General features: G+C 72.4%; 20 protein-coding genes. 9 read left to right on the top strand and 11 right to left on the bottom strand.

Going from position 1 to position 25102, the window contains the following annotated elements:
- Positions 1–16 precede the first annotated feature (16 nt).
- Together ACH34T_RS11005 and ACH34T_RS11000 are read right to left on the bottom strand one after the other, a co-directional pair.
- Positions 17–472 (bottom strand): mannose-6-phosphate isomerase, encoded by a 456-nt coding sequence (locus ACH34T_RS11005; protein WP_395991926.1) that lies wholly within the window; start codon positions 470–472, stop codon positions 17–19.
- Entirely contained in the window at positions 469–1122 is a 654-nt protein-coding gene (locus tag ACH34T_RS11000) for a TetR family transcriptional regulator (protein WP_395991925.1), read from the bottom strand. Before ACH34T_RS11000 ends, ACH34T_RS11005 begins: the two co-directional genes overlap by 4 nt.
- 165 nt (positions 1123–1287) lie before the next feature.
- Here ACH34T_RS11000 and ACH34T_RS10995 point away from each other — a divergent pair, with 165 nt between their 5' ends.
- The 4 genes from ACH34T_RS10995 (at position 1288) to ACH34T_RS10980 (ending at position 6753) form a co-directional block, all read left to right on the top strand.
- Positions 1288–2373, top strand: a complete 1086-nt coding sequence (locus ACH34T_RS10995) for an isoaspartyl peptidase/L-asparaginase family protein (RefSeq protein ID WP_395991924.1) — start codon at positions 1288–1290, stop codon at positions 2371–2373.
- Positions 2374–2605: 232 nt separating this feature from the next.
- Complete coding sequence (locus tag ACH34T_RS10990) at positions 2606–3868, top strand: cytochrome P450 (protein ID WP_395991923.1); 1263 nt, start codon at positions 2606–2608, stop codon at positions 3866–3868.
- 45 nt (positions 3869–3913) lie between these two features.
- The gene (locus ACH34T_RS10985) at positions 3914–5560 is read left to right on the top strand and encodes a prenyltransferase/squalene oxidase repeat-containing protein (protein WP_395991922.1); all 1647 of its coding nucleotides are present in this window, start codon (positions 3914–3916) and stop codon (positions 5558–5560) included.
- A 14-nt stretch (positions 5561–5574) separates the two neighbouring features.
- Positions 5575–6753 carry an NAD(P)/FAD-dependent oxidoreductase gene (locus tag ACH34T_RS10980; RefSeq protein WP_395991921.1) on the top strand — a complete coding sequence of 393 codons (1179 nt, stop codon included), beginning with the start codon at positions 5575–5577 and terminating at the stop codon, positions 6751–6753.
- A gap of 37 nt (positions 6754–6790) precedes the next feature.
- On the opposite strand, the gene ACH34T_RS10975 is transcribed toward ACH34T_RS10980, so the two are convergent.
- The 7 genes from ACH34T_RS10975 to ACH34T_RS10945 form a co-directional block, all read right to left on the bottom strand.
- On the bottom strand, positions 6791–8095 hold the full coding sequence (locus ACH34T_RS10975) for an MFS transporter (protein ID WP_395992131.1): 1305 nt from the start codon (positions 8093–8095) through the stop codon (positions 6791–6793).
- Between the two features lie 140 nt (positions 8096–8235).
- Complete coding sequence (locus ACH34T_RS10970; protein ID WP_395991920.1) at positions 8236–8730, bottom strand: SRPBCC domain-containing protein; 495 nt, start codon at positions 8728–8730, stop codon at positions 8236–8238.
- 136 nt (positions 8731–8866) lie between these two features.
- A complete protein-coding gene (locus ACH34T_RS10965; protein ID WP_395991919.1) occupies positions 8867–10225 on the bottom strand; it encodes an XRE family transcriptional regulator in 1359 nt (452 codons plus the stop codon).
- A 24-nt stretch (positions 10226–10249) separates the two neighbouring features.
- The gene (locus tag ACH34T_RS10960; RefSeq protein ID WP_395991918.1) at positions 10250–11275 is read right to left on the bottom strand and encodes a glycerate kinase; all 1026 of its coding nucleotides are present in this window, start codon (positions 11273–11275) and stop codon (positions 10250–10252) included.
- Positions 11272–11808 carry an NUDIX domain-containing protein gene (locus ACH34T_RS10955; RefSeq protein WP_395991917.1) on the bottom strand — a complete coding sequence of 179 codons (537 nt, stop codon included), beginning with the start codon at positions 11806–11808 and terminating at the stop codon, positions 11272–11274. The genes ACH34T_RS10960 and ACH34T_RS10955 overlap by 4 nt, the downstream gene beginning before the upstream one ends.
- Entirely contained in the window at positions 11801–12763 is a 963-nt protein-coding gene (locus ACH34T_RS10950; protein ID WP_395991916.1) for an acetylxylan esterase, read from the bottom strand. The genes ACH34T_RS10955 and ACH34T_RS10950 overlap by 8 nt, the downstream gene beginning before the upstream one ends.
- A 22-nt stretch (positions 12764–12785) precedes the next feature.
- Complete coding sequence (locus ACH34T_RS10945; RefSeq protein WP_395991915.1) at positions 12786–14132, bottom strand: protoporphyrinogen/coproporphyrinogen oxidase; 1347 nt, start codon at positions 14130–14132, stop codon at positions 12786–12788.
- A gap of 285 nt (positions 14133–14417) precedes the next feature.
- Between ACH34T_RS10945 and ACH34T_RS10940 the strand changes: the two genes are divergently transcribed.
- From ACH34T_RS10940 to ACH34T_RS10920, 5 genes are all read left to right on the top strand, one after another.
- Positions 14418–15278, top strand: a complete 861-nt coding sequence (locus ACH34T_RS10940) for an isocitrate lyase/phosphoenolpyruvate mutase family protein (RefSeq protein ID WP_395991914.1) — start codon at positions 14418–14420, stop codon at positions 15276–15278.
- Positions 15279–15283: 5 nt separating this feature from the next.
- On the top strand, positions 15284–16378 hold the full coding sequence (locus tag ACH34T_RS10935; RefSeq protein WP_395991913.1) for a thiamine pyrophosphate-dependent enzyme: 1095 nt from the start codon (positions 15284–15286) through the stop codon (positions 16376–16378).
- The gene (locus ACH34T_RS10930) at positions 16375–17508 is read left to right on the top strand and encodes a phosphonoacetaldehyde reductase (RefSeq protein WP_395991912.1); all 1134 of its coding nucleotides are present in this window, start codon (positions 16375–16377) and stop codon (positions 17506–17508) included. Before ACH34T_RS10935 ends, ACH34T_RS10930 begins: the two co-directional genes overlap by 4 nt.
- Before the next feature lie 398 nt (positions 17509–17906).
- Positions 17907–18539 (top strand): LysE family transporter, encoded by a 633-nt coding sequence (locus ACH34T_RS10925; RefSeq protein WP_395991911.1) that lies wholly within the window; start codon positions 17907–17909, stop codon positions 18537–18539.
- A gap of 285 nt (positions 18540–18824) precedes the next feature.
- Complete coding sequence (locus ACH34T_RS10920; protein ID WP_395991910.1) at positions 18825–22607, top strand: AAA family ATPase; 3783 nt, start codon at positions 18825–18827, stop codon at positions 22605–22607.
- A 7-nt stretch (positions 22608–22614) separates the two neighbouring features.
- Here the strand turns inward: ACH34T_RS10920 and ACH34T_RS10915 are convergent, their stop codons facing one another.
- Both ACH34T_RS10915 and ACH34T_RS10910 read right to left on the bottom strand, forming a co-directional pair.
- Positions 22615–23808: a Kelch repeat-containing protein gene (locus tag ACH34T_RS10915; protein ID WP_395991909.1), complete on the bottom strand. Its 1194-nt coding sequence runs from the start codon at positions 23806–23808 to the stop codon at positions 22615–22617.
- A gap of 32 nt (positions 23809–23840) precedes the next feature.
- Complete coding sequence (locus tag ACH34T_RS10910) at positions 23841–25076, bottom strand: kelch repeat-containing protein (RefSeq protein ID WP_395991908.1); 1236 nt, start codon at positions 25074–25076, stop codon at positions 23841–23843.
- Between the last annotated feature and the right edge of the window lie 26 nt (positions 25077–25102).

Below are 25102 nucleotides of genomic sequence, written 5' to 3'. Positions count from 1 at the left end.
CGGCCGGACGCCCTGGTCAGGCGCGGCCGTACTCGTCCTCGAGGCGCTCGATGTCGTCCTCGTCGAAGTGCCCGAACGCGATCTCCATGACGCGGACCGGCGGGCCGTCCGAGCCGAGCCGGTGCGTGTCGCCGGCCCGGATCAGGACCCGCTCCCCCACCGCGGGCAGGATGCGCCGCCCGGCCACCTCGAACACCGCGCCCGGATCGAGCGCCACCCACAGCTCGTCGCGGTCGCGATGCCGCTGCAGGCTGAGCCGCTGCCCCGCCGCCACGTGGATGATCTTCACGGTGGACGGCTCGTTGAGCGTGAAGCGCTCGAAGCTCCCCCAGGGCCGCCGCTCGGTCTCCACCTCGGGCTCGGGGAGCATCTCCTGGTCGGGGAGCATGTCCTGGTCGGGGAGCATGTCCTGGTCGGGGCGCGTGTCGGGCTCGGGGCGCACGTCGGGGCGGGCGTCGGTCTGCACGGTCACCTCGGGGGTCGTGGTTCGTCGGACGGCTGCGGGCCGCGGGCGCCGGACGCGGCGGCCGGCAGCCCGCCGAGGACGAGGTCGGCGAGACCGTCCACGACGGCCTCGCGCGGGACGTCCGCGTCGTGGTCGAGCCACCAGTCGCCGGCCGTCTGCACCATGCCGACGATCGCGTGGCCCCACACGTAGGCGCGGGTCCGGTCCGTCATCTCGCCCTCGGCGATCATCACCTCGGCCAGTTCCCGGCTGACGTCGCGGATCATCGTGCTCATCGCGCTGTGGGTGGCCGTGTCCTCGGCGCTGGCCCGGTGCATCAGGAAGCGGTAGAGGTTGAGGTTCTTGGAGATCGTCGCCAGGTAGGTGTCGATGGTGGAGCGGGTGCGCGCCCGGATCGGGTCGTCGCGGGAGAACTCCTCCCGGATGCCGTCGATCAGCTTGCGGGTGTGCCGCTCGGCCAGCGCCTGGTACAGGCCGCTCTTGTCGCCGAAGTGGCGGTAGAGGATCGGCTTGCTGATCCCCGCCTCCGCGGCGATCGCGGCCATCGACGCCTCGGGCCCCTCCCGCTGGATGACCCGGTCGGCCGCCTCCAGGAGTGCGCGGCGGCGCCCGGGGTCGCGTCCGGAACCCGCCGCCACGCCCCCCGGTCTCGTCATGGACAGCACGGTATCGGCGGTGTTACCCGGTGACAACACCGCCTGGCCTGCACCGAAGACGCACTCCGAATGCCCCTCTGGGTCCGGTGCCCGGTTTGGCAGGAATTGCGGGTGTGGCCGGAGCGCGCCCGGGGACGACCAAGGTCATCACCGAGGAGGTTCCCGATGTCGTCCCCCAAGCGTCCCCTCCTGATCTCCGCGGGCTTCGCCGCGCTGGTCATCGGCCTGTCCGGCTCCCAGCTCGCCGCGGGCGCGGCCGTCACGGGCGCGGCCGTCCCCGCCCGGGCCCCGGCTCCCGGCTCCGGCGTGCGCGGCGTCGTCCTCGCGGTGCACGGCGGCGCGGGCTCGCTGCCGCGCGGCAGCCTGACGCCCGAGCAGGAGAAGGCCTACCGCGACGGCCTCACCAGGGCCCTGCGGACCGGATACGAGCTCATCAAGGACGGCGAGCCCGCACTGGACGCGGTCGAGAAGGCCGTGAACGTCCTGGAGGACGACCCGAACTTCAACGCGGGCAAGGGCGCGGTGTTCAACACCGACGCCGAGCACGAGCTGGACGCCTCGATCATGAACGGCGAGGACCAGAGGTCGGGCGCGGTCGCCGGCGTCCACCACACGAAGAACCCGATCTCCCTCGCCCGGCTGGTGATGGAGAAGTCGCCGCACGTCTTCATGGCGGGGAAGGGCGCCGACGAGTTCGCGCTCCGCAACGGCGTGCCCTACACCACCCAGGACTACTTCTGGACGCAGCGCCGCTGGGACCAGCTCATGGCCGCCAAGGGCAACCCGCCCGCCGCCGGCGCGCAGGGCAAGGGGCACGAGGTCGGCGGGACGGTCGGCGCGATCGCCCTGGACGGCGGCCGCAACGTCGCCGCCGCGACGTCCACCGGAGGGCTGACCAACAAGCAGGTCGGCCGGGTGGGCGATTCCCCCGTCGTCGGCGCCGGGACGTACGCCAGCAACCGCACCATGGCCATCTCGTGCACGGGCACCGGCGAGGTCTTCATCCGCGGCGTCGCAGCGCACGACGTGTCCGCCCTCATGGAGTACGCGCGCATGCCCGTGACCAAGGCGGCCGCGACGGTCGTCAACCAGAAGATCCCGGCGCTCGGCGCGACCGGCGGCGCGATCGCGCTGGACGCCCGGGGCACCCTCGCGGCGCCCCACAGCACCAAGGGGATCATCAACGGCTACGTGACGAAGGACGGCGAGATCAAGACGAGGCTCTACGACGACGAGACCCCGCCCGAATAGGCGTCACCCCGGGCCGCCGCCGAGCGGCCGGAGCACGGTCGGCGGCGACCCGGCAGCCGGTCCCGGGTTCCGGCCCGCGATGCCGCGGGTATCTAGATCACATGGGCGACATTTCGCCAGGAATCCTCCAGAACGGACGCCGATCACCGCGTCTCCACGGTGCCGGGCGGCGCGCCGCCGTCGGCCCCGGCGGCCCGCCCGCGCCCGGTCCCGGAGGCGGTGGACCGTCCCGATGACGGCCGGCGCCCCCTCGGCCCGCCGTTATCCCTTCGGGCCGCCCGAGCGGCTCGATCTGCATCCCGGCTACTCGCTGTTGCGCTCGTCCGAGCCGGTCAGCCGGGTCCGGCTGCCCTTCGGCGGCGAGGGCTGGCTGGTCACCCGCTACGAGGACGTCAAGACCGTGCTGGCCGATCCGCGGTTCAGCCGTGCCGAGGCGGCCGGCAGGGACATTCCCCGGACGAGGCCCCAGCCCGCCAAGGCGACGTCGATCATCGCGATGGACCCGCCCGAGCACACCCGGGTGCGGAGCCTGATCGCCAAGGAGTTCACCGCCCGGCGGGCGGAACGGTGGCGTGCGCGCGCCACCCGCGTCGCGCACGGCCTCCTGGACGGGATCCAGAACCGCGGGGCACCCGGTGACCTGGTCGAACAGTACGCGCAGCCGCTGTCCATCACGGTTCTGCTGGAGGTGCTGGGAGTCGCCCATCACGATCATCCGGCCCTGATCGCCGCCGCCCGGACCGTCCTGGCCACGACCTCCCACACCGACGGGCAGATCACCGCCGCCCGGCGGGAGCTGGCCGACCACATGGGTTCGCTGATCCAGGAGCGGCGCGACCGGCCCGCCGGGGGCCTCGCCGCCGGCGACCGGCCCGCCGGCGACCGGCCCGCCGGCGACCGCCCCGCCGACGATCTCCTGGGCGGCCTCGTCGCGGCCCGCGACGCGCAGGGCCGCCTCACCGAGGGCGAACTGATCGACCTCGCCGTCACGCTGATGGTCGTCGGCTGGGAGACGACGGCCTGCCAGATCGCGAACTTCGCCTACGTGCTGCTCAGCCGTCCCGCCCAGCTGGACTGGCTGCGCCGCCGCCTCGACCGGATCGAGCCGGCGGTCGAGGAGCTGCTGCGCTTCACGCCCATGCCCGCCGCGGCCGAGTTCGCCCGCGTCGCCACCCGGGACGTCGAGGTCGGAGGCGTCCTGATCCGCCGCGGTGAGGCGGTCCTGTTCGCGCTGCCCTCGGCCAACCGGGACGCCACGGTGTTCCGTTCGCCCGACGTCCTCGATCTGGCCCGGCGGGGCGAGCAGCATCTCGCCTTCGGACACGGCCCTCACCGCTGCGTCGGCGCCCAGCTGGCCAGGATGGAGCTCCAGGTCGCGCTGAGCTGCCTCCTCGGCCGGTTCCCTGAACTGCGTCTCGCCGTACCCGGCCAGGACGTGCCCTGGAGGATCGGATCCGCCCTGCGCTCTCCCACCCGGCTCCTCGTCCGGTGGTGACCGTCCCCCGAGCCCGCCCCCGAAGCCGCCTCGATCGGAAGGCCCATGACCGACCCGACCACCATCGCGGACCCTCAGCGGGCGCTCGGCGACGTCCTCGCCGAAAGCCTGGCGGATCCCTGGGGCCGGATCTCGCCGGCCGATCACGACACCGGTCTGCTCGTTCGCGCGTGGGCGCGCGCACCGGGGCTGTTCCCGCCCGAGCTCGGCCAGGGAGCGCTGGGTGCGCTGCTCCGGCGGCAGAATCCGTCCGGCAGCTGGGGGCCGGCCGCCGCACCGGTCCCGTACCACTTCGTTCCCACCCTCGGAGCGCTCTGCGGGCTGCTGGCCGTCGACGCGGCGCGTCCAAGGCTCGGTTCGCCCGCCGGTGTGCGGGACGCCGTCCATCGCGGACTTCGCTTCCTCGCCGACCACGCCGACGAGCTCGGAGCCCCGGACGGTCCGGACACCGTCGCCGTCGAGTACCTCCTGCCGGCCCTGCTCGAAGACATCGGCGCGCATATCGGCTCCCCCGGTGAGGCGACGGCGCCGGGCCCGGACGGCCGGAGTCCAGTCCTCCCGCGGTCGGTGGCGGACCGGCTCCTGGACGCCATGCGCCCCGAGCGGCAGCGGCTCGCCGATCTCCGCGCCCGCGCCGGCGCGGGCGGCTCCCTCCCCGGGCAGCTCGCCTTCTCCCTCGAAGTGCTCACCCGGCCTCCCGCCGGGCACCCCGCGTTCGGCGAGGGCGGCGGACCGGTCGGCTGTTCACCCGCTGCCACCTGCGCGGTGCTGTCCTGGCGGGCGCACGCCGACCCCGCCGGGGCCGTCCGCTACCTCACCGGCATGCAGGCGCGCCAGCCCGGCGGAGCGATGCCGGCGATCGCTCCCATGGCCGCGATGGAACGTTCCTGGACGGTGGCCGGCCTGGCCCGGCTCGACCACCCCGTCCCCGGCGACCTGGCGCGCGCCCTCGTCCGGTACTTCTCCCGCGCCCTCGCCCGCGGCGCGGCCCCGCTGGGCCCTGGCCTGCCGCCCGACGCGGACGTCACCGCCAACATGCTGCTCGCCCTGGCCCACCTGCGACGTCCCGCCGACCCTGCGCCGCTCGACCCGTTCGAGCAGGCCACCCGGTACGCCGCCTATCGCGGCGAACGCACCGCCTCCGCCTCCGTCAACGCCCACGTGCTGGAAGCGCTTGGCGCCTGGAGCGCGGCACGCGCGGGCCGTCCTCCCCACAGCGGGACGGCGAAGGCCCGCGACTGGCTCCTGGACACCCAGAGCCCGGACGGGACCTGGGACGACAAGTGGCACGCGTCCCCGTACTACGCCTCCTGCGCCGCCGCCATGGCCCTCGGCAGGCACGGCGGACGTTCATCGCGCGCGGCCGTGGACCGCACCGAGCGATGGGTCCTCGCCACTCAGCGCCCCGACGGCTCCTTCGGCATCTGGTGCCCCACCCTCGACGAGACCGCCCACGCCGCCCAGTTCCTCCTCGCCCGCCACGGGCGCCCCGTGCCGGACGACCGCTCGCCGCCCGCCCAGGCCGTCCGCGCGGCCGCAGGCTTCCTGGCGCGCAATCAGGACGCCGCGCCCGGCCACCCGGTCCGCACCCCGCTGTGGCACGGCAAAGAGCTGTACGAGCCGGAGCGCCTGGTCCGGTCCCTGGTGCTCGCCGTCCTCGCCGCGTGCCCCGCCCCCGCCGAAGCCGCCTGACCCCTGGACGCGACATGAGGGAGCGCTTCGACGTGATCGTCGTCGGCGCCCGCTGCGCGGGAGCGTCCGTCGCGATGCTCCTGGCGCGGGAGGGGCATTCCGTCCTGCTGCTGGACCGCGGCCGCGTCGGGGACGACGTCGTGTCCACGCACTACGTCCACCGCTCGGGCATCCGGCGCCTCGACCAGTGGGGGCTGCTGGACGACCTCCGCGCGACCGGTTGCCCGGCGCTGACCGCGTCCCGCCAGTCGATCGAGGGCGTCACGCTCGAAGACGTCTCGGGTCCCGACCGGCGCGTCGCCGCCTACGGCCCGCGCCGCCACGTCCTCGACGGCCTCCTCGCCCGGGCCGCCACGGCCTCGGGCGCGCGGCTCCGCGAGCGCACCGGCGTCCGCGCCCTCATCCGGACGGGCCCCGCCGTCACCGGCGTCGTCGCCACCCGGCCGGACGGCGCCCGCACCGAGATCGAAGCCCGGCTCGTCATCGGCGCCGACGGCGCGAACTCGACCGTCGCCCGCCTCGTCCGGGCCCGCGCCTACCGCGAGCTGCCGGCCCTGACCTGCGTCTACTACACCTACTGGACGGGTCTGGACGGCCCGATGAGCTTCACCGTCCAGGACCGCCGGGCGGCCTTGGCCGTCCCCACGCACGGCGGCGCCACCTGCGTCGGCATCCTCTGGCCGCGGACCGAACTGCCGCGCATCCGGCGCGACATCGAGAACGAGTACCTCACGGCCGCCGCCGCGCTGATCCCCGAGTTCGCCGCCGCCGGGACGAGGCTCAGGCGCACCGAGCGCTTCTACGGCAGCGCCAACCAGACCGGGTTCTTCCGCGCCGCCGCCGGGCCGGGCTGGGCCCTGGCCGGCGACGCCGGGCACCGCAAGGACCCGATCACGGCCAGCGGCATCTCGGACGCCTTCGAGCAGGCCGCCATGCTCGCCCCCTGCGCGCACCGGGCGCTCACCGGACGGCAGGACACCGAGACCGCCCTGCGCCCCTACTGGACGGCACGCGACGCGCACCACGACGTCCCGTACCGGGTCGCGCACGTCCTGGCCACGCTGCGTTACCCTCCCCGCGTCCTCGACGCGATGCGGCGGACGTTCCCCGTCGAGGAGACCCAAGGCATACTCCCGGCACTCGCCGCGGTCCTGCTCGGACCCCGGGACGCCAGCGGACGGGCAGCCCGGTGACCCAGCGTGTGCGGGCGTCGGCCGGGGCGGCGATCGGTCAGGTGCCGCGCCGGAAGCCGGTCGCCGCGATGACGGCTCCGAGACCGGCGAGGACACCGATGGCGGCGAATGCGGTGTGGAAGCCGTCGAGGCCGGTTCCGGCTACGAGAACCGTCGATACGGCGGCGACGCCTGCCGCGCCGCCGATCTCGCGCATCGTCTCCAGCAGGCCCGATGCGAGTCCTGATTCCGATTCGGTGACACCGGACAGCGCGCCGATTTGGAGCGAGGGCCCGCAGACCCCGAAGCCGAGTCCGGCGAGCAGGAGCGCCGGAAGCAGGTCGGTGAAGTAGTCCGCGTCGGCGGCGATCCGAGTCAGCCACGCCATTCCGACGGTCAAAAGCGTCAGGCCGGTCACCAGCAGGCGGCGGACGCCCACGGCGGCTGCGAGGCGGCCGGCGGCCCACGAGACGGCGAACGAGGTCGTCGTCGTGGCCAGCCACGCCAGACCTGTTCGCGTCGCCGAGTACCCGAGTTTCTGCTGCATCAGCAGCGATCCGAGGAAGATGAACGAGAAGAGCGCGCCGAACGCGAGCAGCGCGGTGAGGTTCGCCGCGACGAGCGTACGGTTCCTCAGCGCCCTGGCCGGCACGAGCGGGGCCGGTGAACGCCTCTCCGACCACACGAACACGGCCATCAGCGCTCCGGCAGCGATGAACCACGCCAGCGTGCCGGCGGAGGTCCATCCATGGGTGGAGGCATGGTGGAGCGCGTAGACGAAGGTCAGCAGTCCGCCGGTCACCGTGCCGGCAGCTGCGACATCGAGCCGTCCGGAACCGCCCCGGGGCTCATCGGCCGCAAGGCACGTGATGGCGAGTGCGATGATCGCGAGGCCGGCGGGAACGTTGATGAAGAACGCCCACCGCCAGCCCGGACCGGCGGCGATGAGACCGCTCGCGACAACGCCCACCGTTCCGCCTGCTCCGGCGACGGCTCCGAAGATGCCGAGGGCCCGATTGCGTTCCCGCCCTTCACGGAAGGCGACGGCCAGCAGCGACAAGGCCGCCGGTGCGATGAGGGCCCCGCCCAACCCCTGGAGCCCGCGCGCCGCGATCAGCACGCCGCCGTGCTGCGCCACGCCCGCCGCCAGCGACGCGGCGGTGAACAGGCCAAGGCCGGCGAGCAGGACGCGGCGTCGTCCCAGCAGGTCGGTCATCCGGCCACCGACGAGGAGGAATCCGCCGAGCAGGAGACCATAGGCGACCACAATCCACTGCAAACCGCCTTGGCTGATTCTGAGGTCTCGCTGGATCGAGGGCAGGGCCACGTTCACGATGGCGATGTCCAGGCCCACCATCGCCATGGCGGCGCAGGCCAGTACAAGCACGAGCCCTTGGCGAGGACCCGGCTTCCGCTGGCGCGCGGAGGTCAGCGGACCAGCGGCAGTGTCCACGGGGCTTTGCGTGTCAGACACGGGTTCGGTTTCCTCTCAGCTCGCGGGGTTCACCGGCGGTAGCTCGCAATTGGCTGGCCGGTGCCCGTGGTGAGCAGCTGCGGCAGGCTCTTGGTGATGAAGAAGGTCCAGCCGCGCAGGCACGCTTCGAAGCACGCGGATTCCGCCGCGGTGAGACCTTCGTGCGTGAAATGCAGCGTCGTGCCCTGCGCGTCGGTGGTGATGTCGAAGACGACGTTGGTGTCGGTCCACTCGTCACGGTCGTCGAGGCCGGTGTTGTCGGAGTCCACGACGTGCCAGACCACCCGCCGGCCGGGCACGAGCTCGGTGATCTGGAACCGGGCGAAACGGATGCCCTTCTTGGCTCGGACGGTCTCACCGGCGTATTCGCTGTCGTCGGTGAAGACGAACTCGTCGTGCAGGGCGGCAGAGTGGCCGATGAGGTTCTCGCTCCACCAGCCGCGGACGTCGGCAATGGCCTCAAGGACCTGCTCCGGCGTCTGGTCGACGGTCACGGTGGCGGTCAGGTACTCGGTGTCCGACATCGTCCTTGCCTCTCTCTTGGGTGGATTCGCCCCACCGACGAAGGAGGCCGCCCGGGATCGACATCGAGCGGGAGGAAACTCCGAAAATTTGGCCGCGATGGCCTTCGTGCTGGTCAGAGCACGGGAAGACGACCCGTCAGTACCAGCTGCCCGTCTCGCGCAGATAGCGGGGCAGGCTGTCCGGGTACATGCCGCCGAGGGCGAAGCGGCTCTCGGTGGTGACGCGGCCACCGATGCGCAGGCTCAGGACGCGGCAGCCGGCCGACTCGGCGGTGAGGGCGAAGCCGGTGAAGGGTTTGAGGTATGCCGAGTCGCCGTGGGCGAGTCGGGCCGTGCCGGAGCGGTCGCCATGCCGCCAGTGCACCTCCGCTGGAGATCCGCCCACGTTGTAGAGGTACTGGTGCTGGTAGGTGCGCAGGTCATGCGGTGCGGCGCCCGGCACCGGGATGATCTCCAAGGCCCGGGTGTGGGGGTGGAGGCTGCTTCCGGCCAGCTCCCGGATCCGGTACGCGGCCCGGTCCGCGGACGGGTGGAGCCATTCGCGGGCCGCGCGGGCGGGGCAGTGACGGATCATGCCGGGGCCGTCGGTGACCACGGGCATCAGCTCCCTCGGCGGCACGCGCAGCGCCCGCGCCAGGGCCTCGGTCTCGGCCGGGTCCGGATCGGCGAGCCCTTCGAGGAACTCGGCCAGCCGCTCGGCCGGAAAGCCCGTCCGGGCGGAGAGCTCGCCGGGCGGCAGGGCGGCGGCGTCCAGGAAATCCCGGAGAAGCGCCGCGAAGGCGCCCGCGGCCGTCGACCGGGGGAAGCACCCGGCGCTCGCGGGGCCGAGGGCGGCGAGCTCCCGCTGCACGTCGCCGAGCAGCTCTCCGCCGTAGGTGAGCGCGAGGATGTACGCGTCCTCCGCGGAGTTCCGTGAGGTGAAGGTGTGCGGGGCGTAGGGCAGGCCCCAGACCGAGTCTCCGGTGCTCATGCGAAGGATCCGGTCGCCGTCAGGCTCGCGGTGGTAGTAGTTCACCGGGCCGACGAAGTAGGTGAACTGGTAGAGCAGGTGGCCCCTGTTCCAGCGGACCGCGGGATGCGCCGGGTCGTCGTCGTCCACCACCGCCAGCATCCTGATCCATTCCGGGCGGAAGCCGGCCAGCCGTGACATCGCCGTGTCGCGGTACTCGTAGTAGTCGGTCCCGCCGCGCCGCAGCACACGGGAGGTCGCCGCGGCCTCGGCTGCGGTGCGCACCAGGATGCCGTCCGGGCAGTCGTCCCGCCACGGCAGCAGATCGGACTCGTTGACCGGCCAGACCGCGGCGGCCTTGCGCAGCAGTTCGGCCGGGATGGCGCGGCTGCCGTCCGCATAGGCGGCGAAGTCCGCGGCACTGATCTCCAGGTCCGCCGCCGCCGCGCGGTCGTCGCGCTTGAGGTCGTTGGCGGCGCCGCGCAGGAGAGCGGCGGCCCGCAGGCGGAAGCCCTCCTCGTCGACCGGCTCTGCGGGTTCCTGCATCAGGGCGCTCCGAAATGCGTCTTGTCACGGCGAGCGGAGAAGGCCGGCGACGAGGTCGGCGGCCGCCCGGGCCAGAACGGCCCGCGCGTCCCGGATCGCCTCCGCCTCTGCCGGGCGGTACCGGGTGAAAGGCACGACCACGGTGTCACGGCGGAGCGCATGTGCGGCGCATCGTTCGACCGATCCTGCGATCAGGCCCCGGCGAGCGGTCCGCGATCCGCGGGTCAGCAGGTGGAAGGTGCCCTTGCCGAGCAGGCTCGTCCGGTCGAAGCGTCCCTCACCGGTGACGACGATGTCGGCACGGGCCAGCGGGCCGGCCAGGCCCAGGACCTCGCTCAGCACGGTGAAGCCGGGCGCGCACCGTGCCCCGAAGGCGCCCAGGGCGCCGGCCAGGCCGCCGCCCGCGCCTCCGCAGGGCACGTCGTCGACGTCCTTTCCCGTGACCGCGCGGTAGCGGGCGCGGAGCGCTTCGAGCCGGGCGTCGAGAACCGGCAGGTCGGCTTCCTTCGCGCCCTTCTGCCGGCCGAAGCCCCGGGCGGCGTCCGTGAATCGCAGGTCCACGTCGGCCGCCACGAGGACCTCGGCGTCGACCGGCGCCCACCCGAGGGCCTCGATCGCGCCGAGCCCGCCGTCGATCGTCACGGTGTCCCCGATCGCGACCAGGATCCGCCGGTGTCCGGCGGCCGCCAGCGCGACCAGCTCGCCCACGCCTCTCGTGGTGGACCGCAGCGGGCCCCGCCGATCCCCCGCCTGGTCCCATCCGCAGACCTCGGCGGACTCGATCACCGCCGTACCGTCCGGAAGGACCGCCCAAGCGGCGGATACCGGGCTCCCGTAGGGGCCGGTGACCGTCGCCCGGCTCGGCGTGGCGCCCGTACGGTCCGCCAGCAGCCGGAGCGTGCCCCTCCCGCCGTCGCTGAGCGGCATCGCGAGGACCTCCAGCCGCGGGGCGTGCGCGGTCAACGCGGCGGCGACCGCGCCGGCGACCTCGCCCCCGGTCAAGGATCCGCGGAACTTGTCGGTCAGGACGACCGCCAGGCCCGCGCTCATCCCGGCTCCCGGGATCGGGCCAGGAGCAGCGCGGCGACGGTCCGCGCCTCCTGGACGACGCCGTCCTCGCACAGCCGGATCGCCTCGTCGAGACCGACGACAACAGGCTTGAGACTGTGGACCTCATCACCCGGCAACGGGTCGCGGACCAACCTGCGCGCGACGTAGATCCGGGTGCGCTGCGACAGATAGCCGGGGCTCACGTTCAGCGTGCACAACGGTTCGAGGTCACCGCGCAGGCCGAGTTCCTCGCGCAGCTCCCGGAGCGCGGCGTCCGCCGGGTCCTCCCCCGGGTCGACGCTCCCCTTCGGCAGGCAGAGCGCCCGTTCTCCGGTCCCGGCGAAGTACTCCTCCACCAGGTGGACCCGGCCTTCGGCGTCGAGCGCGAGGACCGCGACGCTGTCGTCCTTCTTGAGGATCTCCCGGGTGACGACCTGACCTTCGGCGACCCGGATGTCGCGTTCGGCGACGGCGAGCTTGCGTCCGCGGAACACCACGCGCTCGGCGACGATCTCCTCGACGAAGTCAGCCAAGCCCGGCCTCCCGCCGCAGCCAGCGATGCTGGTCGGCCAGGTGATGCGCCTCGCCGCTCTCGTGCCCGTTCCAAGGGTAGACGGTGATCTCCTTCGGCCCGGGGTAGGCGTTGAAGCAGCCGTAGACGCCCTGCGGCGGGCACGTCTCGTCGAGGAGCGCGACCCCGAAGTGGACGGGACAGCTCGCCGACCGGACCAGGTCGACCACGTCGAAGTAGGAGAGCACCTCGAACGCGGACTCGGCCCGTTCCCGATGGGTCCGGCACCACTTGACCAGCTCGGGGTACGGCCCCGTGACCGCGAGCCGCGCCGAGGCCCGGATGTCGCACAGGAACGGGACGTTCGGCATCGCCGCCGCCACCCCGCCGTGCAGCGCGGCGGTGACCAGCGAAAGCGCGCCGCCCTGGCTGGTGCCCGTCGTGACGAGCCGCGCGGGGTCGCTGTGCGGCAGTTGCGCCGCGGCGTCCACCGCCCGTACCGCGTCCACGTAGAGCCGCCGGTAGTAGTAGTCCTCCCGGGAGGTCAATCCGTCGGTCAGGAATCCGGGGACCCTGGGGGCGCCCGCCGTCCCGGTGTCGGGGGTGTGCCCGACCCGCCAGGAGCTTCCCTGGCCCCGGCTGTCCATGATCAGGTGCGGGTGCCCCGCGGCCGACCAGAAGAGCAGTTCGTGCGGCAGCCCCCGGCCCCCGCCGTAGCCGATGAACTCGATGATCGTCGCGGTGCCGGGCTCCACCTGCCGGGGGACGAGGTACCAGGCGCTGATCGGCTGCCCCCCGAAGCCGGCGAAGGTCACGTCGTAGACGGAGACCGTACGCAGCGGGGTCTCGGCGACGGGTTCGGCGGTCACCGCGAGCGGGAACTGCGCGGCCTCCGCGAGCGTCTTGCCCCAGAAGTCGGCCAGGTCCTCAGGTGGGTCGGTCTCCGCGCGGTGGGAGCGGAGCTCACGATCGGTCATCGGCTGGAACATCCGTCCTCCGTCACACTCCGTCCGCCGCCCCGGCCACCAGTGCCGCGGCCGAGAACCCATCGTTGATCGCGTCGCCCATCGAACCGTAGCCCCATCGTCCGTAGCGGCCGCAGGAATGGATCCCCTGCCCGGCGAGCCACGGGAGGATCGTGCCGATGGCCTTCTCGCGAGCGTCGTCGAAAACGACGTAAGCATGCTCGACCTTGTGCTGGTCGACGAAGAGCACGTCTTCGGGCGCGGCGACGGCGCCGATCCGCACGAGCGCCTCGATGATCTCGGAGTCCGCGACCGGGCCGGCCTGACCGGCGATCTCGACCCAGAGGCTGGCTCCTCCCGGCGGGGCCATGAGCGGCGCGGCGTTGGTGTACACGCCCATCCGGTAGAAGGGGATCTCCGGTCCCGGGGTGTAGACCCAGTGCTCCCGTATCGGCGACGGGGCGCGCAGCGCGACGTCGGCGTAGCGCATGGCGCTGGAGCGCAGCGCCCTGCGGGCGTCCCTGATCTCCTCGGGAAGCACGGTGACGCTGTCGAGCAGATCCGCCAGCGGCATCGTGGAGATGATCGCGCCCCAGCGCCTCCACCGCGGGGAGTCGCTCAGCCTGAGCCGCCGCCCGGCCAGGTCGATCTCTTCCAGGGAGGTCTCCAGCCGGAGCTCGAAACCAGCGCGGCCGGCGCATGCCTTGAGCATCGCTTCGGGGAGCACTCCGATGCCGCCTCGTTCCGGATACAGGAAGCGGGAGTTGTACCCGATCCGGTGATCGCGCCCGAAGGCGCCCCGGATGACCTGCGCGGTGGTCGGCATCGGGAAATAGTCCTTCAGCCATTCGGTGCGCAGCTCGTCCAGCGCTATCCCATGGAACTTCTTGGAGTAATAGGGGATGAAGAAGTGCCGGGCCATTCCGCGTCCGAAACGTTCGACGATGAAGTCTTCGAACCGCATCTGGGCGGGATCGCCGTTCCCGCCGCGCAGCCGCGCGGCCAGATAACTCCCCAGACATCGCACCCTGGCCCCCAGCGGAAGCCCGTTGATATTAGCCTGGAAAGGGTAGGTGATGACCCTCCCGTCGAGCCAGACCGTGGCCCTGCGCGCCAGCCGATTCAGGCTCTCCTCGCCCAGGAGCCCGAAGACGAGATCGCGCAGATCCGGCTCTCGCAGATGCAGCCAATGGCCGGTCAGGTCGAAGGTGTATCCGTCCCTTTCCCGGCTTCTGGCCTTTCCGCCCACCGCGTCGTCGCGTTCCACGACGAGAACCGGATGCCCCTGGAGCCGCATCGCGGCCGCCAATCCGGCAAGCCCCGCCCCGACGACTACGACCGGCTCGTCCGGACGACCGCCATTCCTCGACTGCACCGCCATCACGACTCCCGTCGCCCGATTCTACGATTCCGCCCGGCACCCTGCCATGGCCGTTTTCGGCCAACGCGACTTCGGGCGGCCGGACGATCCGCTGCGTACCGTGGTCACAACAGTCGTTCCGATACTTCTGCCGGCATCCCCAGATTCCGGCAGAAGTCGATTAACGCCCGGAGCCATGTGCGAGATATCCCGCGGACGCGCACCTGATCTTGATTTTCGACATGAGTTCCCGAGGGCCTCGCGGGTTAGCATCCATCGACGTCCGCGTAATCGTTGGGTGGTTCCGTGAAGAACAAGGGCGGGTTCGAACTGCGGCAGGCGTTCGCCGATCGGCGGTTGCTGCGAATAGCGGGGGCGCACGACGGGCTCACCGCCCGGCTCGCGGAAGAAGCGGGCTTCGACGGCGTATGGGCTTCGAGTTTCGAGATTTCCGCCGCCCACGGCGTACCCGATATGAGCCTGCTCGGTCTGGCCGAACTCCTCAGCGCCGCCACGACGATACGGCACACGGTCGACGTTCCCGTCATCGCCGACTGCGACACCGGGTTCGGTGGGCCGCTCAACGCGGTCCACGCCATGAGGCGCTGCGAGTCGGCAGGCATTTCCGCGATCTCCATCGAGGACAAGGCTTTTCCGAAACGCAACAGCTTCATGCCGGCCGGCCATGAGCTGGTGCCCCCGGGCGAGTTCGCGGTCAAGATCGAGGCCGCGGCCCGGGCCCGCTGCGATCCCGCGACCGTTCTCATCGCCAGGACCGAGGCGTTCGTCTGCGGGCGCGGCGTGGACGAGGTGCTCAGCCGTTGCCACCAGTACGTGGACGCCGGCGCCGACGCGGTCCTGGTCCACTCCAAACAGCCTGGTCCAGAGGAGATCCTGGCCTTCCTCGGACGGTGGCGGCGCCGGGCCCCGGTCGTCGTCGTCCCGACCACCTATGCGTCCTGGTCCGCCGATGCGGCCGCCGAAGCCGGCGCCGACGCCGTCATCTACGCCAACCAAGGACTGCGTTCCATGGTCCAGGCGATCCGCGAGACCTGGCGGTCCGTACTCGCCACGGGCGCCTGCGCCGAAGTCGAGCCGCGAATAGCCACGATCGACGAGATCTTCGAGCTGTCCCGCCTGAAGCAGTGGCTGGACTTCGAACAATGATGCCGATGGACGCGCAGACGTTCACGCGGGGGCTGCACACGCTCGGTGTCCGGAAGGCCACCGGGGTTCCTTGCGGCCACCTCGCCGGGCCGTGGGAACTCTTCGACCGGTCCGGCGATCTCGTCCCGGCCGCCGACGAGGGCGCGGCGCTGTCCATCGCGTCCGGTATGGAACTGGCCGGCACCCGGGCCGTCGTGCTCTGCCAGAACTCCGGATTCGGCAATCTGATCAACCCGCTCACCTCGCTGGTGCTGCCGTACGGGATCCCGGTCCTGGTCGCCATGTCGCTGCGCGGCTGGCCCGACCCCGCGTCGGACGAAACCCAGCACTCCGTCATGGGCGCCGTCACCAGCAGGTTTCTGGACGCCCTCTCGGTGCCGTACGCCGTGCTCGACCCCGGCGCCGGACTCGGCCCGGCGCTCGCCGCGGCCGCCGCGGCCACGGCCGAGCGCCGCCCGTTCTTCCTGCTGGTGCCGCGCGGCTCCATCAGCGGTCCCCCCGGGCGACCGGAGCCGGCTCCGCCCGACGAGGCGCCGACCCGTCCGGACGTCGTGACCGCCCTGATGTCCCTCCTCGGCGACGAACCGCTCGTCACCACGACGGGGTACCTCTCGCGCCAGGTCCACGCGACCGCCGACCGGCCCGGCACCTTCTACATGCAGGGGTCGATGGGGCACGCCGCCGCGATCGCCCTCGGCGTCGGCGATGCGCGGCCCGGCCGGCGCGTGGTCGTCCTCGACGGCGACGGGGCGTTTCTCATGCACCTCGGCACGGCGTCCACGATCACCGATCGCGGAACGGACCTGGTCCACATAGTCGTCGACAACGGCTGCTACGAGTCGACCGGAGGGCAGCCGAGCACGTCCCGCGTCCTCGACTGGGCGTCCCTCGGAACCGGGCTCGGCTACCGCGCCACCGTCCTCTGCGAGCGCAGGTCGGTCTTGGAGGCGACGTTCCGGACCGTCCTCGCCGCGAAGGGGCCGGTCCTCTGCGTGGTCAGGACGCGAACCGCTCCCGGTGAGGTCGCCCCCAGGGCGACCGCGTCGGGCACACCGATCTCGTTCGCCGACCGCTTCGCAAAGGAGATCCGGTCCCGATGAACGCCTCCGCGCCGCGAGTCCTGGCGTGGCGAGGCAGCCTCGCCCGGTTCGATTCGGAGGCCGCCCGCGGTCGCCGGGTCATGGTCGTGGCGTCACCGAACGCCCTCAAGCGTTCGGGTCTCGCCGAACGGCTCCCGGCCGAGGCGGTCGTGTTCTCCGCCTTCACCCCCAATCCGGATCTGTCGCAGGCCGTACGGGCAGCCCAGCTGCGGGCGCGGACCGGAGCCGACCTGGTGATCGGCATCGGCGGCGGCTCAGCACTCGACATCGCCAAGGCCGCCAGGGCACTGCCGCCCGATCCCCAGGCCGCCCGCCGAGCCGTCACCGGGACCGTCCGGCCCGCACCGAGCCCGGCCGCTCTGCTCGCGGTGCCGACGACCGCCGGGACGGGAAGCGAGGTCACCCGGTTCGCCACCTTCTACCACGACGGACGGAAGGTCTCCCTCGACGCGGACGGAGTCCGGCCCGATGTCGCGATCGTCGATCCCGCGCTCACCGACGGCTGTCCGCCATGGCTCACCTGGTCCTGCGCTCTCGACGCGCTCGCCCATGCCGTCGAGTCGTTCTGGTCGACCCGCGCCACCCCGCGCTCGCGCGAGTTCGCCGCGCGCGCTCTGGAGACCCTCGTCCCGGTGCTCAGGGCCGGTGGCCCGGTCCCGACCGCCGCCGGTCGCGACGCTCTGAGCCGGGCGGCGACCCTCGCCGGCCGTGCCATCGACATCACCAGGACCACGGCCGCCCACGCCTTCGCCTATCCGCTCACCGCCCGGCTCGGCGTGCCGCACGGACACGCCTGCGCCCTTCACCTGATCTGGATCGCGCCGCTCGTCGAACACGCCGCCGACACCGAGACCGTCCACCCGCTTGTTCCGGCCCTCCGGAACCTGTTGAACGCCGGTGACGAAGGGCTCGGCCCGGCCACTCGTGATCTCGTCACCCGCACCGGACTGCCGACCGGCCTCACCGCACGAAGCGCGGCGACCACCGCCCTGACCGACCTCATCCTGCGTGAGGGCTTCGCCTCGAACCGCATGGCGGGCATGCCGATCCCGATCCCCCGTGAAACAGCCCGCACCGCCATCAGCCGCCTGCTCCGCCCCGCACCCACCGGCCTTACCTCGGATCCCTGAGCTTGCCGTAAGACCGGCGCCCTCGGCCTCGTCCCAACCGGAGCAGGGGTTGATGGTGATCGAGCCGTGGGCGAGTATGCCCGGTAGGTGCCGGGATGAGTTTCCCGGCGAAGTGCAGGAGGCGCTGCTGGTGAACGCCGCATCTGTGCGGTGCGCCTTGGCATGCGCGCCAGACGCTGTCCACTTCGCCTCGCCCACCGGCTGATCCTCAGCGCTCGCGGTGGGCGCATTCCCTCATGGGAGACCACCGCAATGCCCGGAAACTTCCCAGTCGCCCGCGCCAGAACCAGCACGGACGCTCCTCACGCCGCCAACCCAAATTGCGGAAAACGCATACTCCTGCACTGGCTCGATGGCCCGCCGATCCGACCCCCGAACCAGGGAAACGGGTGCGGGCCATGAGCGGAGCAATTCTTTCCGGCCTTGTCGCCGGGTACGCGCTGGCGCTGCCCATCGGCGCCATTGCGGCACTGATGGTGAGTCTCGCCGCCCACACCTCCCTTCGCGTCGGTATCGCAGCGGCTTTGGGAATCGCCACCGCGGACGGCACCTATGCGGTGGTGGCAGTTCTGGGAGGAGCGGCCGCGACCGACGTGATCGAGCCCTTCACCGTCCCCCTGCGCTATCTGGCTGCTCTGATACTCGCCGCCCTAGCCACTCGCATCGGCCTCACGGCGATACGGCGCCAGCGCGAACAAGACACCAGACCGCCATACCGAGGCGTCCTCGCCAAGCCGGCGGGCGCCTATGTCGGCTTTCTGGGAATGACCCTCCTGAACCCATTCACGATCATCTACTTCACCAGCCTCGTGGTCAGCCAGCAGGACAAGATAGGCGCGAACCCGGTCACCACAGGCGCTTACATCGCGGCGATCTTCGCCGCTTCGGCCAGCTGGTTCGTGTCTCTGGCGGTCAGCGGAGCAATGCTCGGACGGTTCGTCACAGGGCGACGCGGCCAAGTCGTGACCGGCCTCGTTTCCAGTCTCGTCATCGGCGGCCTAGCAGTAAATGTGCTTCTATCGACCAGTTAATTCCGCTACGCACCGGAACCTCCTCCTCGTCCGAGGTGGACGAGGGCAGTTCGGCGTACTGTCCGGGCGGCGCGCCGGCGGCGTCCCGCGCCCTGCCCACCCGGGGCGGCGGTTCCGGCGACCGCGGCCAGCCGTCCCGTGGCAGCGCGACGGCGTCGTTCGCACTCCGGAGTTGTTTGGTTCCGGGTTGTGCTCAACTGACAAACAATCCGTGGATAGCCTGCCTTGTAAGGATGCTCGCTGAGCAGGGCATTCGGCCTGTCTGGGGAGCCGAGGAGGTAGCTCATGCCGCGACCGGAACGCCCGCTGTCCTCGGAGAGCCCGTCGTTGTTCAGGTTGGCCGCCGACCTGCGGCTGCTCCGTGAGAAGGCCGGCAAGCCGACCTACCGGCAGCTCAGCGAGCTGGCGCATTACTCGGTCACCGTGCTGTCCCAGGCCGCCACGGGCCGGAAGCTGCCGAGCCTGGCGGTGACCCTGGCGTACGTCGACGCCTGCGGCGGAGACGTCGACGAATGGCGCGACCGGTGGCACGTCGTCGCCGACGATCTGAAATCGGCGGACGCCGCCACGCCCGCCCAGCGGGGCCGGCGGCCGCCGTTCCTCGGCCTGGTGCCGTTCCAGGCCGCCGACGCCGACCGGTTCTTCGGCCGCGACGAGCTGATCGACCAGCTCCAGCGGAGGGTACGGCAGCGCAGCTTCGTCGGCGTGTTCGGCGCCTCCGGTTCCGGCAAGTCGTCACTGCTGCGGGCCGGTCTGCTGGCCCGGGCCGGGAACCGGCCGGCCATGGTCGTCACGCCCGGGCCCCACCCGGTGGAGGAGTTCGCCCGGTGGCTGACGCACGGCACCGGGCGATCGGCCCGTCAGGTCCGGGCGAGTCTGGCCGCCGACCCGGCGAACCTGCACCGGCAGCTCCGCCGGGCGCTGCAGGCAGAGCGTCCGCACGCCGCGCCCCTGCTGATCGTGGATCAGTTCGAGGAGGTCTTCACCCTCTGCGAGGACGAGTCCGAGCGCGCCTGGTTGGTCGCGGCGCTGGTGCACGCCGCCGGCGCCGAGGGCGGGGGCGTACGGGTCGTGCTGGGAGTGCGGGCCGACTTCTACGGCCACTGCGGCCGGTACCCGGAGCTGGCGGCCGCGTTGCAGGACGGGCACGTCCTGGTGGGTCCGATGAGCGCGGCGGAGCTGCACCAGGCGATCACCAAGCCGACGGTCACGGCGGGGTACGTGATCGAGTCGGCGCTGGTCTCCCGGCTGATCGCGGAGGCGGCCGCCGAGCCCGCGGCGTTGCCGCTGGTGTCCCACGCGCTGCTGGAGACCTGGCGGCGCCGGCGCGGCACCCGGCTGACCGTGCAGGGGTACGAGGAGGCCGGCGGGATCCAGCACGCCATCGCCCGAACCGCCGAGGAGGTCTACTCCGCGCTGGACTCCGACGGCCGGGCGGCGGCCAAGCGGATCTTCCTGCGCCTGGTCAGGGTGGGGAGGGACACCGAGGACACCGGGCGCCGCGCCGACCTGCACACGTTCGGGGAGTCCGGCACCGTGACCACGGTGCTGGAGAGGCTGGCCGCCGCGCGGTTGATCCAGATCGACGACCACGGCGTGCAGATCACCCACGAGGCGCTGATCCGCTGCTGGCCGCGGTTACGCGACTGGCTTTCCGACGACCGGGAGGGCCTGCGGCTGCACCAGCAGCTCGGCGCGGCCGCCGAGACCTGGGAGACCCTGCGGGAGGATCCCGACACGCTCTACCGCGGCACCCGGCTGGCCAGGGCCAGGGAGTGGGCGGCCTGCAACGACGGCGCGCTCACCGGCCGGGAGCGCCGGTTCCTCGATGCGAGCGAGGCCGCCGAGGCCGCCGAACACGCCGCGGCCGCCACCCGTGCCAGGCGGCTTCGGCAGGCCGTGGTGCTGCTCGCCTGCCTGCTGCTGGTGGCGGTGGCCTCCGTCGGCTACGCCGTGCATTCGCGGCAGTTGGCCGCCGATCAGCGTAACCACGCGCTGGCGAACAACGTCATCACGCAGGCGGCCGCGATGCGGGACGAGAATCCTCCGCTGGCACTGAAGCTGACCCTGGCCGCACATCGGCTGGCGCCGTCACAGGCCACTCGGGACAGTCTGTTCAGCGCCTACGCCGCGCCGTACGCGACGGTACTGGCCGGTCACACCAGTGACCTGGTCGACGTCGCCTACCACCCGTCCAGGCCGGTGCTCGCCACCGCGAGCTGGGACCGCACCGCGATGCTCTGGGACGTGAGGGACATCCACCGGCCACACCGGCTGGCCACCCTCACCTTGCCGGAGAGCGTCAAAGCGGTGTCCTTCTCCCCCGACGGCCGTCTGCTGGCCACCGCCGCCGGCCCCGCGACCCAGCTGTGGGACGTCACCGACCCCGCCCGGCCGGCCCGGGTCTCGACGTTCACCCACGCCACCGGGCCGGTCAGCAGCGTGGTCTTCGGGCCGGAGGGCCAGATCGCGGCGACCGGCCATCAGGACGGGACCGCCCAGCTGTGGGATCTCGCGGATCCGCGCCGGCCGATCTCGCTGGCCGGCTTCCAGGCCCACGACGGTCCGCTGGGAAAACCGGCGTTCAGCCCGGACGGCCGCAGGCTGCTCACCGTCGGCGACAATGCCGCCCGGCTGTGGGACGTCGGCGACCGCCGCTCACCCCGGCCGCTCGGCCGGCTGACCGGCCACACCGGCGTGGTGGCCGGCGCGGCGTTCAGCCCCAGCGCGCCGGTGGTGGCGACCGCCAGCTGGGACCACACCGTCCGGTTGTGGGACGTCGGCCGACCAGGCGACCCCGAGCTGCTGCAAGTGCTGACCGGCCACGACGCGCTGGTCTGGTCCGTGGCCTTCAGCCCGGACGGCGCCACCCTCGCCAGCCAGGGCCGTACTCTCCGGCTCTGGGACGTCACCCGCCCGCGACGGGCGACGGAGCTGGCCGTCCTGCCCGGCGGCGCCTACACCACGACGTTCAGCCCGGACGGCACCACGATCGCGGTGCCCGGCCGCGCCGGACTACGGCTGCAGGACGTACGGGAGTTACCGCTCGCCGATCACCGCGACGTCGTCGCGGCGGTCGCCTTCAGCCCCGGCGGGCGGACTCTGGCCTCCGCCGGCTGGGACGGCACAGTACGTCTGTGGGACGTCGCCACTCGCCACCGGCGCCGCCAGCTGACCGTGCTCGCCGAGGCCCGCGGCTTCGTCCGCTCCGTGGACTTCAGCCGGGACGGCCGGTTGCTGGCCAGCGGCAGCGACGACGGCAACGCGCGTCTCTACTCCGTCGCCGACCCGCGCCGTCCCCGCCTGCTCGCCGCCATCCCCGCCCGGGACGCCGAAGTCACCGCGGTCGCGATCAGCCCCAACGGGCGCCTGCTGGCCGTCGGATCGGCGCGCGCGATCAGTCTGTGGGACATCACCGAACCCGCGTCGCCTCGAAGGCTGAGCCGGGTCGCCGCTTACGGCAAGGGGCTGCGCAGCGCCAGCTTCAGCCCGGACGGACGGGTGCTCGCCAGCAGCGGCGGCCCCGGACCGGCCCGGCTGTGGGACGTGACCGATCCGGCCGTACCGCGCGAACTGTCCTTCCGGTTCGGCGCAGACGAGATCCCCAGCCACGCATTCAGCGCCGACGGCACACTGCTGGCCACCATCGCCGATCGCCAGTCGGTACGGCTGGTCGACGTCCGCGACCTAGGCAACCCACGACAGGTCGCGCTGCTGACCGGCCACTCCGGCACGGTCCACGCCGCCGCCTTCACTCCGGACGGCCGCCGGCTGGCCACCGGCAGCGCCGACGGCACCGCCAAACTCTGGAACCTCGGCGCCCCTCATCGCCCCACCCTGATCGGCACCATCTCCGGCCACACCTCCGACGTGCCCGCCCTGGCCTTCGCCCCGGACGGACACACCCTGGCCACCGGCAGCAACGACTACAGCGTCAAGCTCTGGGAAACCGACCTCGGCCGGATCACCGCCCGGATCTGCGCCCAGGCAGCCGCCGGCATCAGCGGCGCCGAATGGAACCGTTACTTCCGCGGCGTCCCCCACCACGACCCGTGCGCGACGGGCTGACACAGGCTCAGAGCGTGAAGATCTCCGTGGTGGCGGTCAGCAGGTCTTGGCCGCGGGCCGGGTTGGCCGAACCGGCGCGCACGGTTCCGCCGGCGGCCAGTACCCGGCCATCGGCCAAGGCGGTGGCCGAGCAGTAGAAGCGGCCGGTGGTCATGCCTCCGGTGGGCGCCCAGGTCTGGGCGAGCGGATCGTAGACGGCGGCATTGGCGTACCCGACGTCGTAGGTGGCCGCATCCGTGCCGCCGACGACCAGGACTTTTCCGGCGGGCAGCGCCACCATCCGGTGGAAGGTGCGGCCCGTCGGCATGTTCCGGCCCGGGCTCCAGAATCCGGTCGCCGGGTCGTACCGCTCAGTCCGCCACTGGCTGTGCGGGGCCAGCCGGCGTTCGGTGATGATTCCGGGCCCGTCGCCGCCGGCGACGAAGACCGAGCCGTCCGGCAGCAGCACGGCCTGATGGTTGCGGCGCGGCACGTGCATGCTTCCGGTCGGGGTCCAGCGGCCGGCGACCGGATCGTAGAGCTCGCAGAACGACTGGCCGATGCCCCGGTACTGGTCGATGCCGGTCTCGCCGCCGACGGCCAGCACCCTGCCGTCGGGCAGCCGGATCGCCGGATGGGCGAGCCGGGCGTCGGTCATCGGTGCGACGTCCGTCCAGATGTTCTTGACGGGGTCGTAGAGTTCGGCCGTGCGGAAAGTGCGCAGCACGCCCGGCTTCTGGTAGCCGGTACCCCCGGTGACCAGAACCCTGCCGTCGGCCAGCAGGGTGGCCGAGTGCAGGCTGCGGGCCGTTCCCATCTCGGCGACGGGCGTCCACGTGCGCTCGCCGGGATCGTAGATCTCGGCGGTGCGCAGGAAGGTGAACGGCGACCGGTTGGTTTCCGGCATGCCGCCGACCGCGAGCACCCGGCCGTCGTCCAGTTTGGTGAGCGTGTGCGACAGCCTGCCGGTGGTCAGCTTTCCGGTCTGCGTCCATTCCCCGGCGGCCGGGTCGAACAGCAACGACTCGTCCGTGGCCTTGCCGCGGAGGACCGCTCCGCCGGCGGCCAGCACCGACCCGTCGTTCAGCGGGACCGCCGACTCGCCCGCGCTGAACCACTGGCGGGCGGAGGGCAGGTCGCCGGCCGGGGACCAGCCCCCGGCGGCCGCCGCGCCGCCGGCGGTCGGCTTTCCGCCCGCGAGCAACTGGGTGGACCGTGTCATGACACAGGCTCCGTTCTCTGGACGCCGGGCCGCTAGGCCGTGAAGATCTCGGACGTGGCGGTGACGACATCGGCCGAGTCGGGGACGGCCGCGCCGGACCTGGTCATGCCGCCCGCCGCCAGTACCCGGCCGTCGTCCAGCCCGACGGCGGCGAACGCCCAGCGGCCGGTGACCATGCCGCCGGTGTCGCTCCAGGTCCGCGCCCCGGGGTCGTAGACGGCGGCGTTCTGGTATCCGACGTCGAACGTGGACTCGTCGGTGCCGCCGATCACCAGCAGCTTGCCCGACTTCATGGCGACGGCCCGGTGATGGCTGCGGCCGGTCGGCATGTTCTCGGCCGGCGCCCACACCCCGGTCCCCGGGTTGAAGCGCTCGGTCGTCCACTGGCTGTACGGGCTGTACGTCCAGTCCTGCCGCAGGCCCTGGCTGTCGCCGCCGGTGACGAGTACGGTGCCGTCGGCGAGCAGCGTGGCCTGGTGACTCTTGCGGACGGTGGCCATGCTGCCGGTCGGCGTCCACGGGCTGACCGTCGGGTCGACCGCCGGGTCGAAGATCTCGCAGAAGGCCTGGCCGCTGAACAGGGCCCGGCCGATGGCCGTCATACCGCCGACCATCAGCACCTTCCCGTTCCGGAGCGGCACCGCCGGGTGGCCGCCGCGGGCGTCGTGCATCGGCGCGATCTCGGTCCACTCGCCGGTCTGCGGGTCGAAGATCTCGGCGGAGGCCAGCGCGGTGATCGACTGCGTGTCCCTGGGGGCGATGCCGCCGGCGACCAGGACGGTCCCGTTGGGCAGCAGGGTGGCCGAGTGGGAGAACCGGGCCTGGTGCAGCGCGCCGGTGGCCGTCCAGGAACGGGACCCCGGGTCATAGATCTCCGCGGCGGCGACCGGGGCCAGCGGCTGCGAGAACGGCCCGGTGATCCCGCCCACCACCAGGACCTGGCCGTTGGCCAGCCTGGTCTGGGTGTGCAGCCGCCGGCTGATGGTCAGCGAGCCAGTGGTCTCCCATTCGCCGGGGCCGGGCTTGAACAGCGCGCAGTCGTTCTTGGCGTTGCGGGCCCCGTCCTCGCCGCCGGCGACCAGTACGGTCTTGTCGTCGAGCAGGGTCGCTCCGTCGCCGGGCAGCGCCCAGTAGCCGGCCGTGGGCATGTCCTTGGCGGCGGTCCAGCTGCCGACGGCCGCGACCGGCACGGCACCCTGCGGGACATCCGGCGCGGGCAGCATCGCGAGCGTGCTGCTGCCGCCGGTGAAGGGGTCGGACCTGGTCATCGCGATTCCTCCGTGGTTCGGATGCG

It is taken from the genome of Actinomadura sp. 9N215 (genome assembly GCF_044326345.1).
Taxonomy (GTDB): domain Bacteria; phylum Actinomycetota; class Actinomycetes; order Streptosporangiales; family Streptosporangiaceae; genus Spirillospora.
Note: the sequence above shows the minus strand (reverse complement) of the source record. Positions and strands in the feature narration are given on the sequence as shown.

Bases quoted from the DNA above. Each gene is read 5' to 3' on its own strand.
- ACH34T_RS11000 (WP_395991925.1), bottom strand. From the start codon at position 1,122: ATGACGAGACCGGGGGGCGTGGCGGCGGGTTCCGGACGCGACCCCGGG.
- ACH34T_RS10995 (WP_395991924.1), top strand. From the start codon at position 1,288: ATGTCGTCCCCCAAGCGTCCCCTCCTGATCTCCGCGGGCTTCGCCGCG.
- ACH34T_RS10990 (WP_395991923.1), top strand. From the start codon at position 2,606: ATGACGGCCGGCGCCCCCTCGGCCCGCCGTTATCCCTTCGGGCCGCCC.
- ACH34T_RS10985 (WP_395991922.1), top strand. From the start codon at position 3,914: ATGACCGACCCGACCACCATCGCGGACCCTCAGCGGGCGCTCGGCGAC.
- ACH34T_RS10980 (WP_395991921.1), top strand. From the start codon at position 5,575: ATGAGGGAGCGCTTCGACGTGATCGTCGTCGGCGCCCGCTGCGCGGGA.
- ACH34T_RS10975 (WP_395992131.1), bottom strand. From the start codon at position 8,095: ATGGCGATGGTGGGCCTGGACATCGCCATCGTGAACGTGGCCCTGCCC.
- ACH34T_RS10970 (WP_395991920.1), bottom strand. From the start codon at position 8,730: ATGTCGGACACCGAGTACCTGACCGCCACCGTGACCGTCGACCAGACG.
- ACH34T_RS10965 (WP_395991919.1), bottom strand. From the start codon at position 10,225: ATGCAGGAACCCGCAGAGCCGGTCGACGAGGAGGGCTTCCGCCTGCGG.
- ACH34T_RS10960 (WP_395991918.1), bottom strand. From the start codon at position 11,275: ATGAGCGCGGGCCTGGCGGTCGTCCTGACCGACAAGTTCCGCGGATCC.
- ACH34T_RS10950 (WP_395991916.1), bottom strand. From the start codon at position 12,763: ATGACCGATCGTGAGCTCCGCTCCCACCGCGCGGAGACCGACCCACCT.
- ACH34T_RS10945 (WP_395991915.1), bottom strand. From the start codon at position 14,132: ATGGCGGTGCAGTCGAGGAATGGCGGTCGTCCGGACGAGCCGGTCGTA.
- ACH34T_RS10935 (WP_395991913.1), top strand. From the start codon at position 15,284: ATGGACGCGCAGACGTTCACGCGGGGGCTGCACACGCTCGGTGTCCGG.
- ACH34T_RS10930 (WP_395991912.1), top strand. From the start codon at position 16,375: ATGAACGCCTCCGCGCCGCGAGTCCTGGCGTGGCGAGGCAGCCTCGCC.
- ACH34T_RS10925 (WP_395991911.1), top strand. From the start codon at position 17,907: ATGAGCGGAGCAATTCTTTCCGGCCTTGTCGCCGGGTACGCGCTGGCG.
- ACH34T_RS10920 (WP_395991910.1), top strand. From the start codon at position 18,825: ATGCCGCGACCGGAACGCCCGCTGTCCTCGGAGAGCCCGTCGTTGTTC.
- ACH34T_RS10915 (WP_395991909.1), bottom strand. From the start codon at position 23,808: ATGACACGGTCCACCCAGTTGCTCGCGGGCGGAAAGCCGACCGCCGGC.
- ACH34T_RS10910 (WP_395991908.1), bottom strand. From the start codon at position 25,076: ATGACCAGGTCCGACCCCTTCACCGGCGGCAGCAGCACGCTCGCGATG.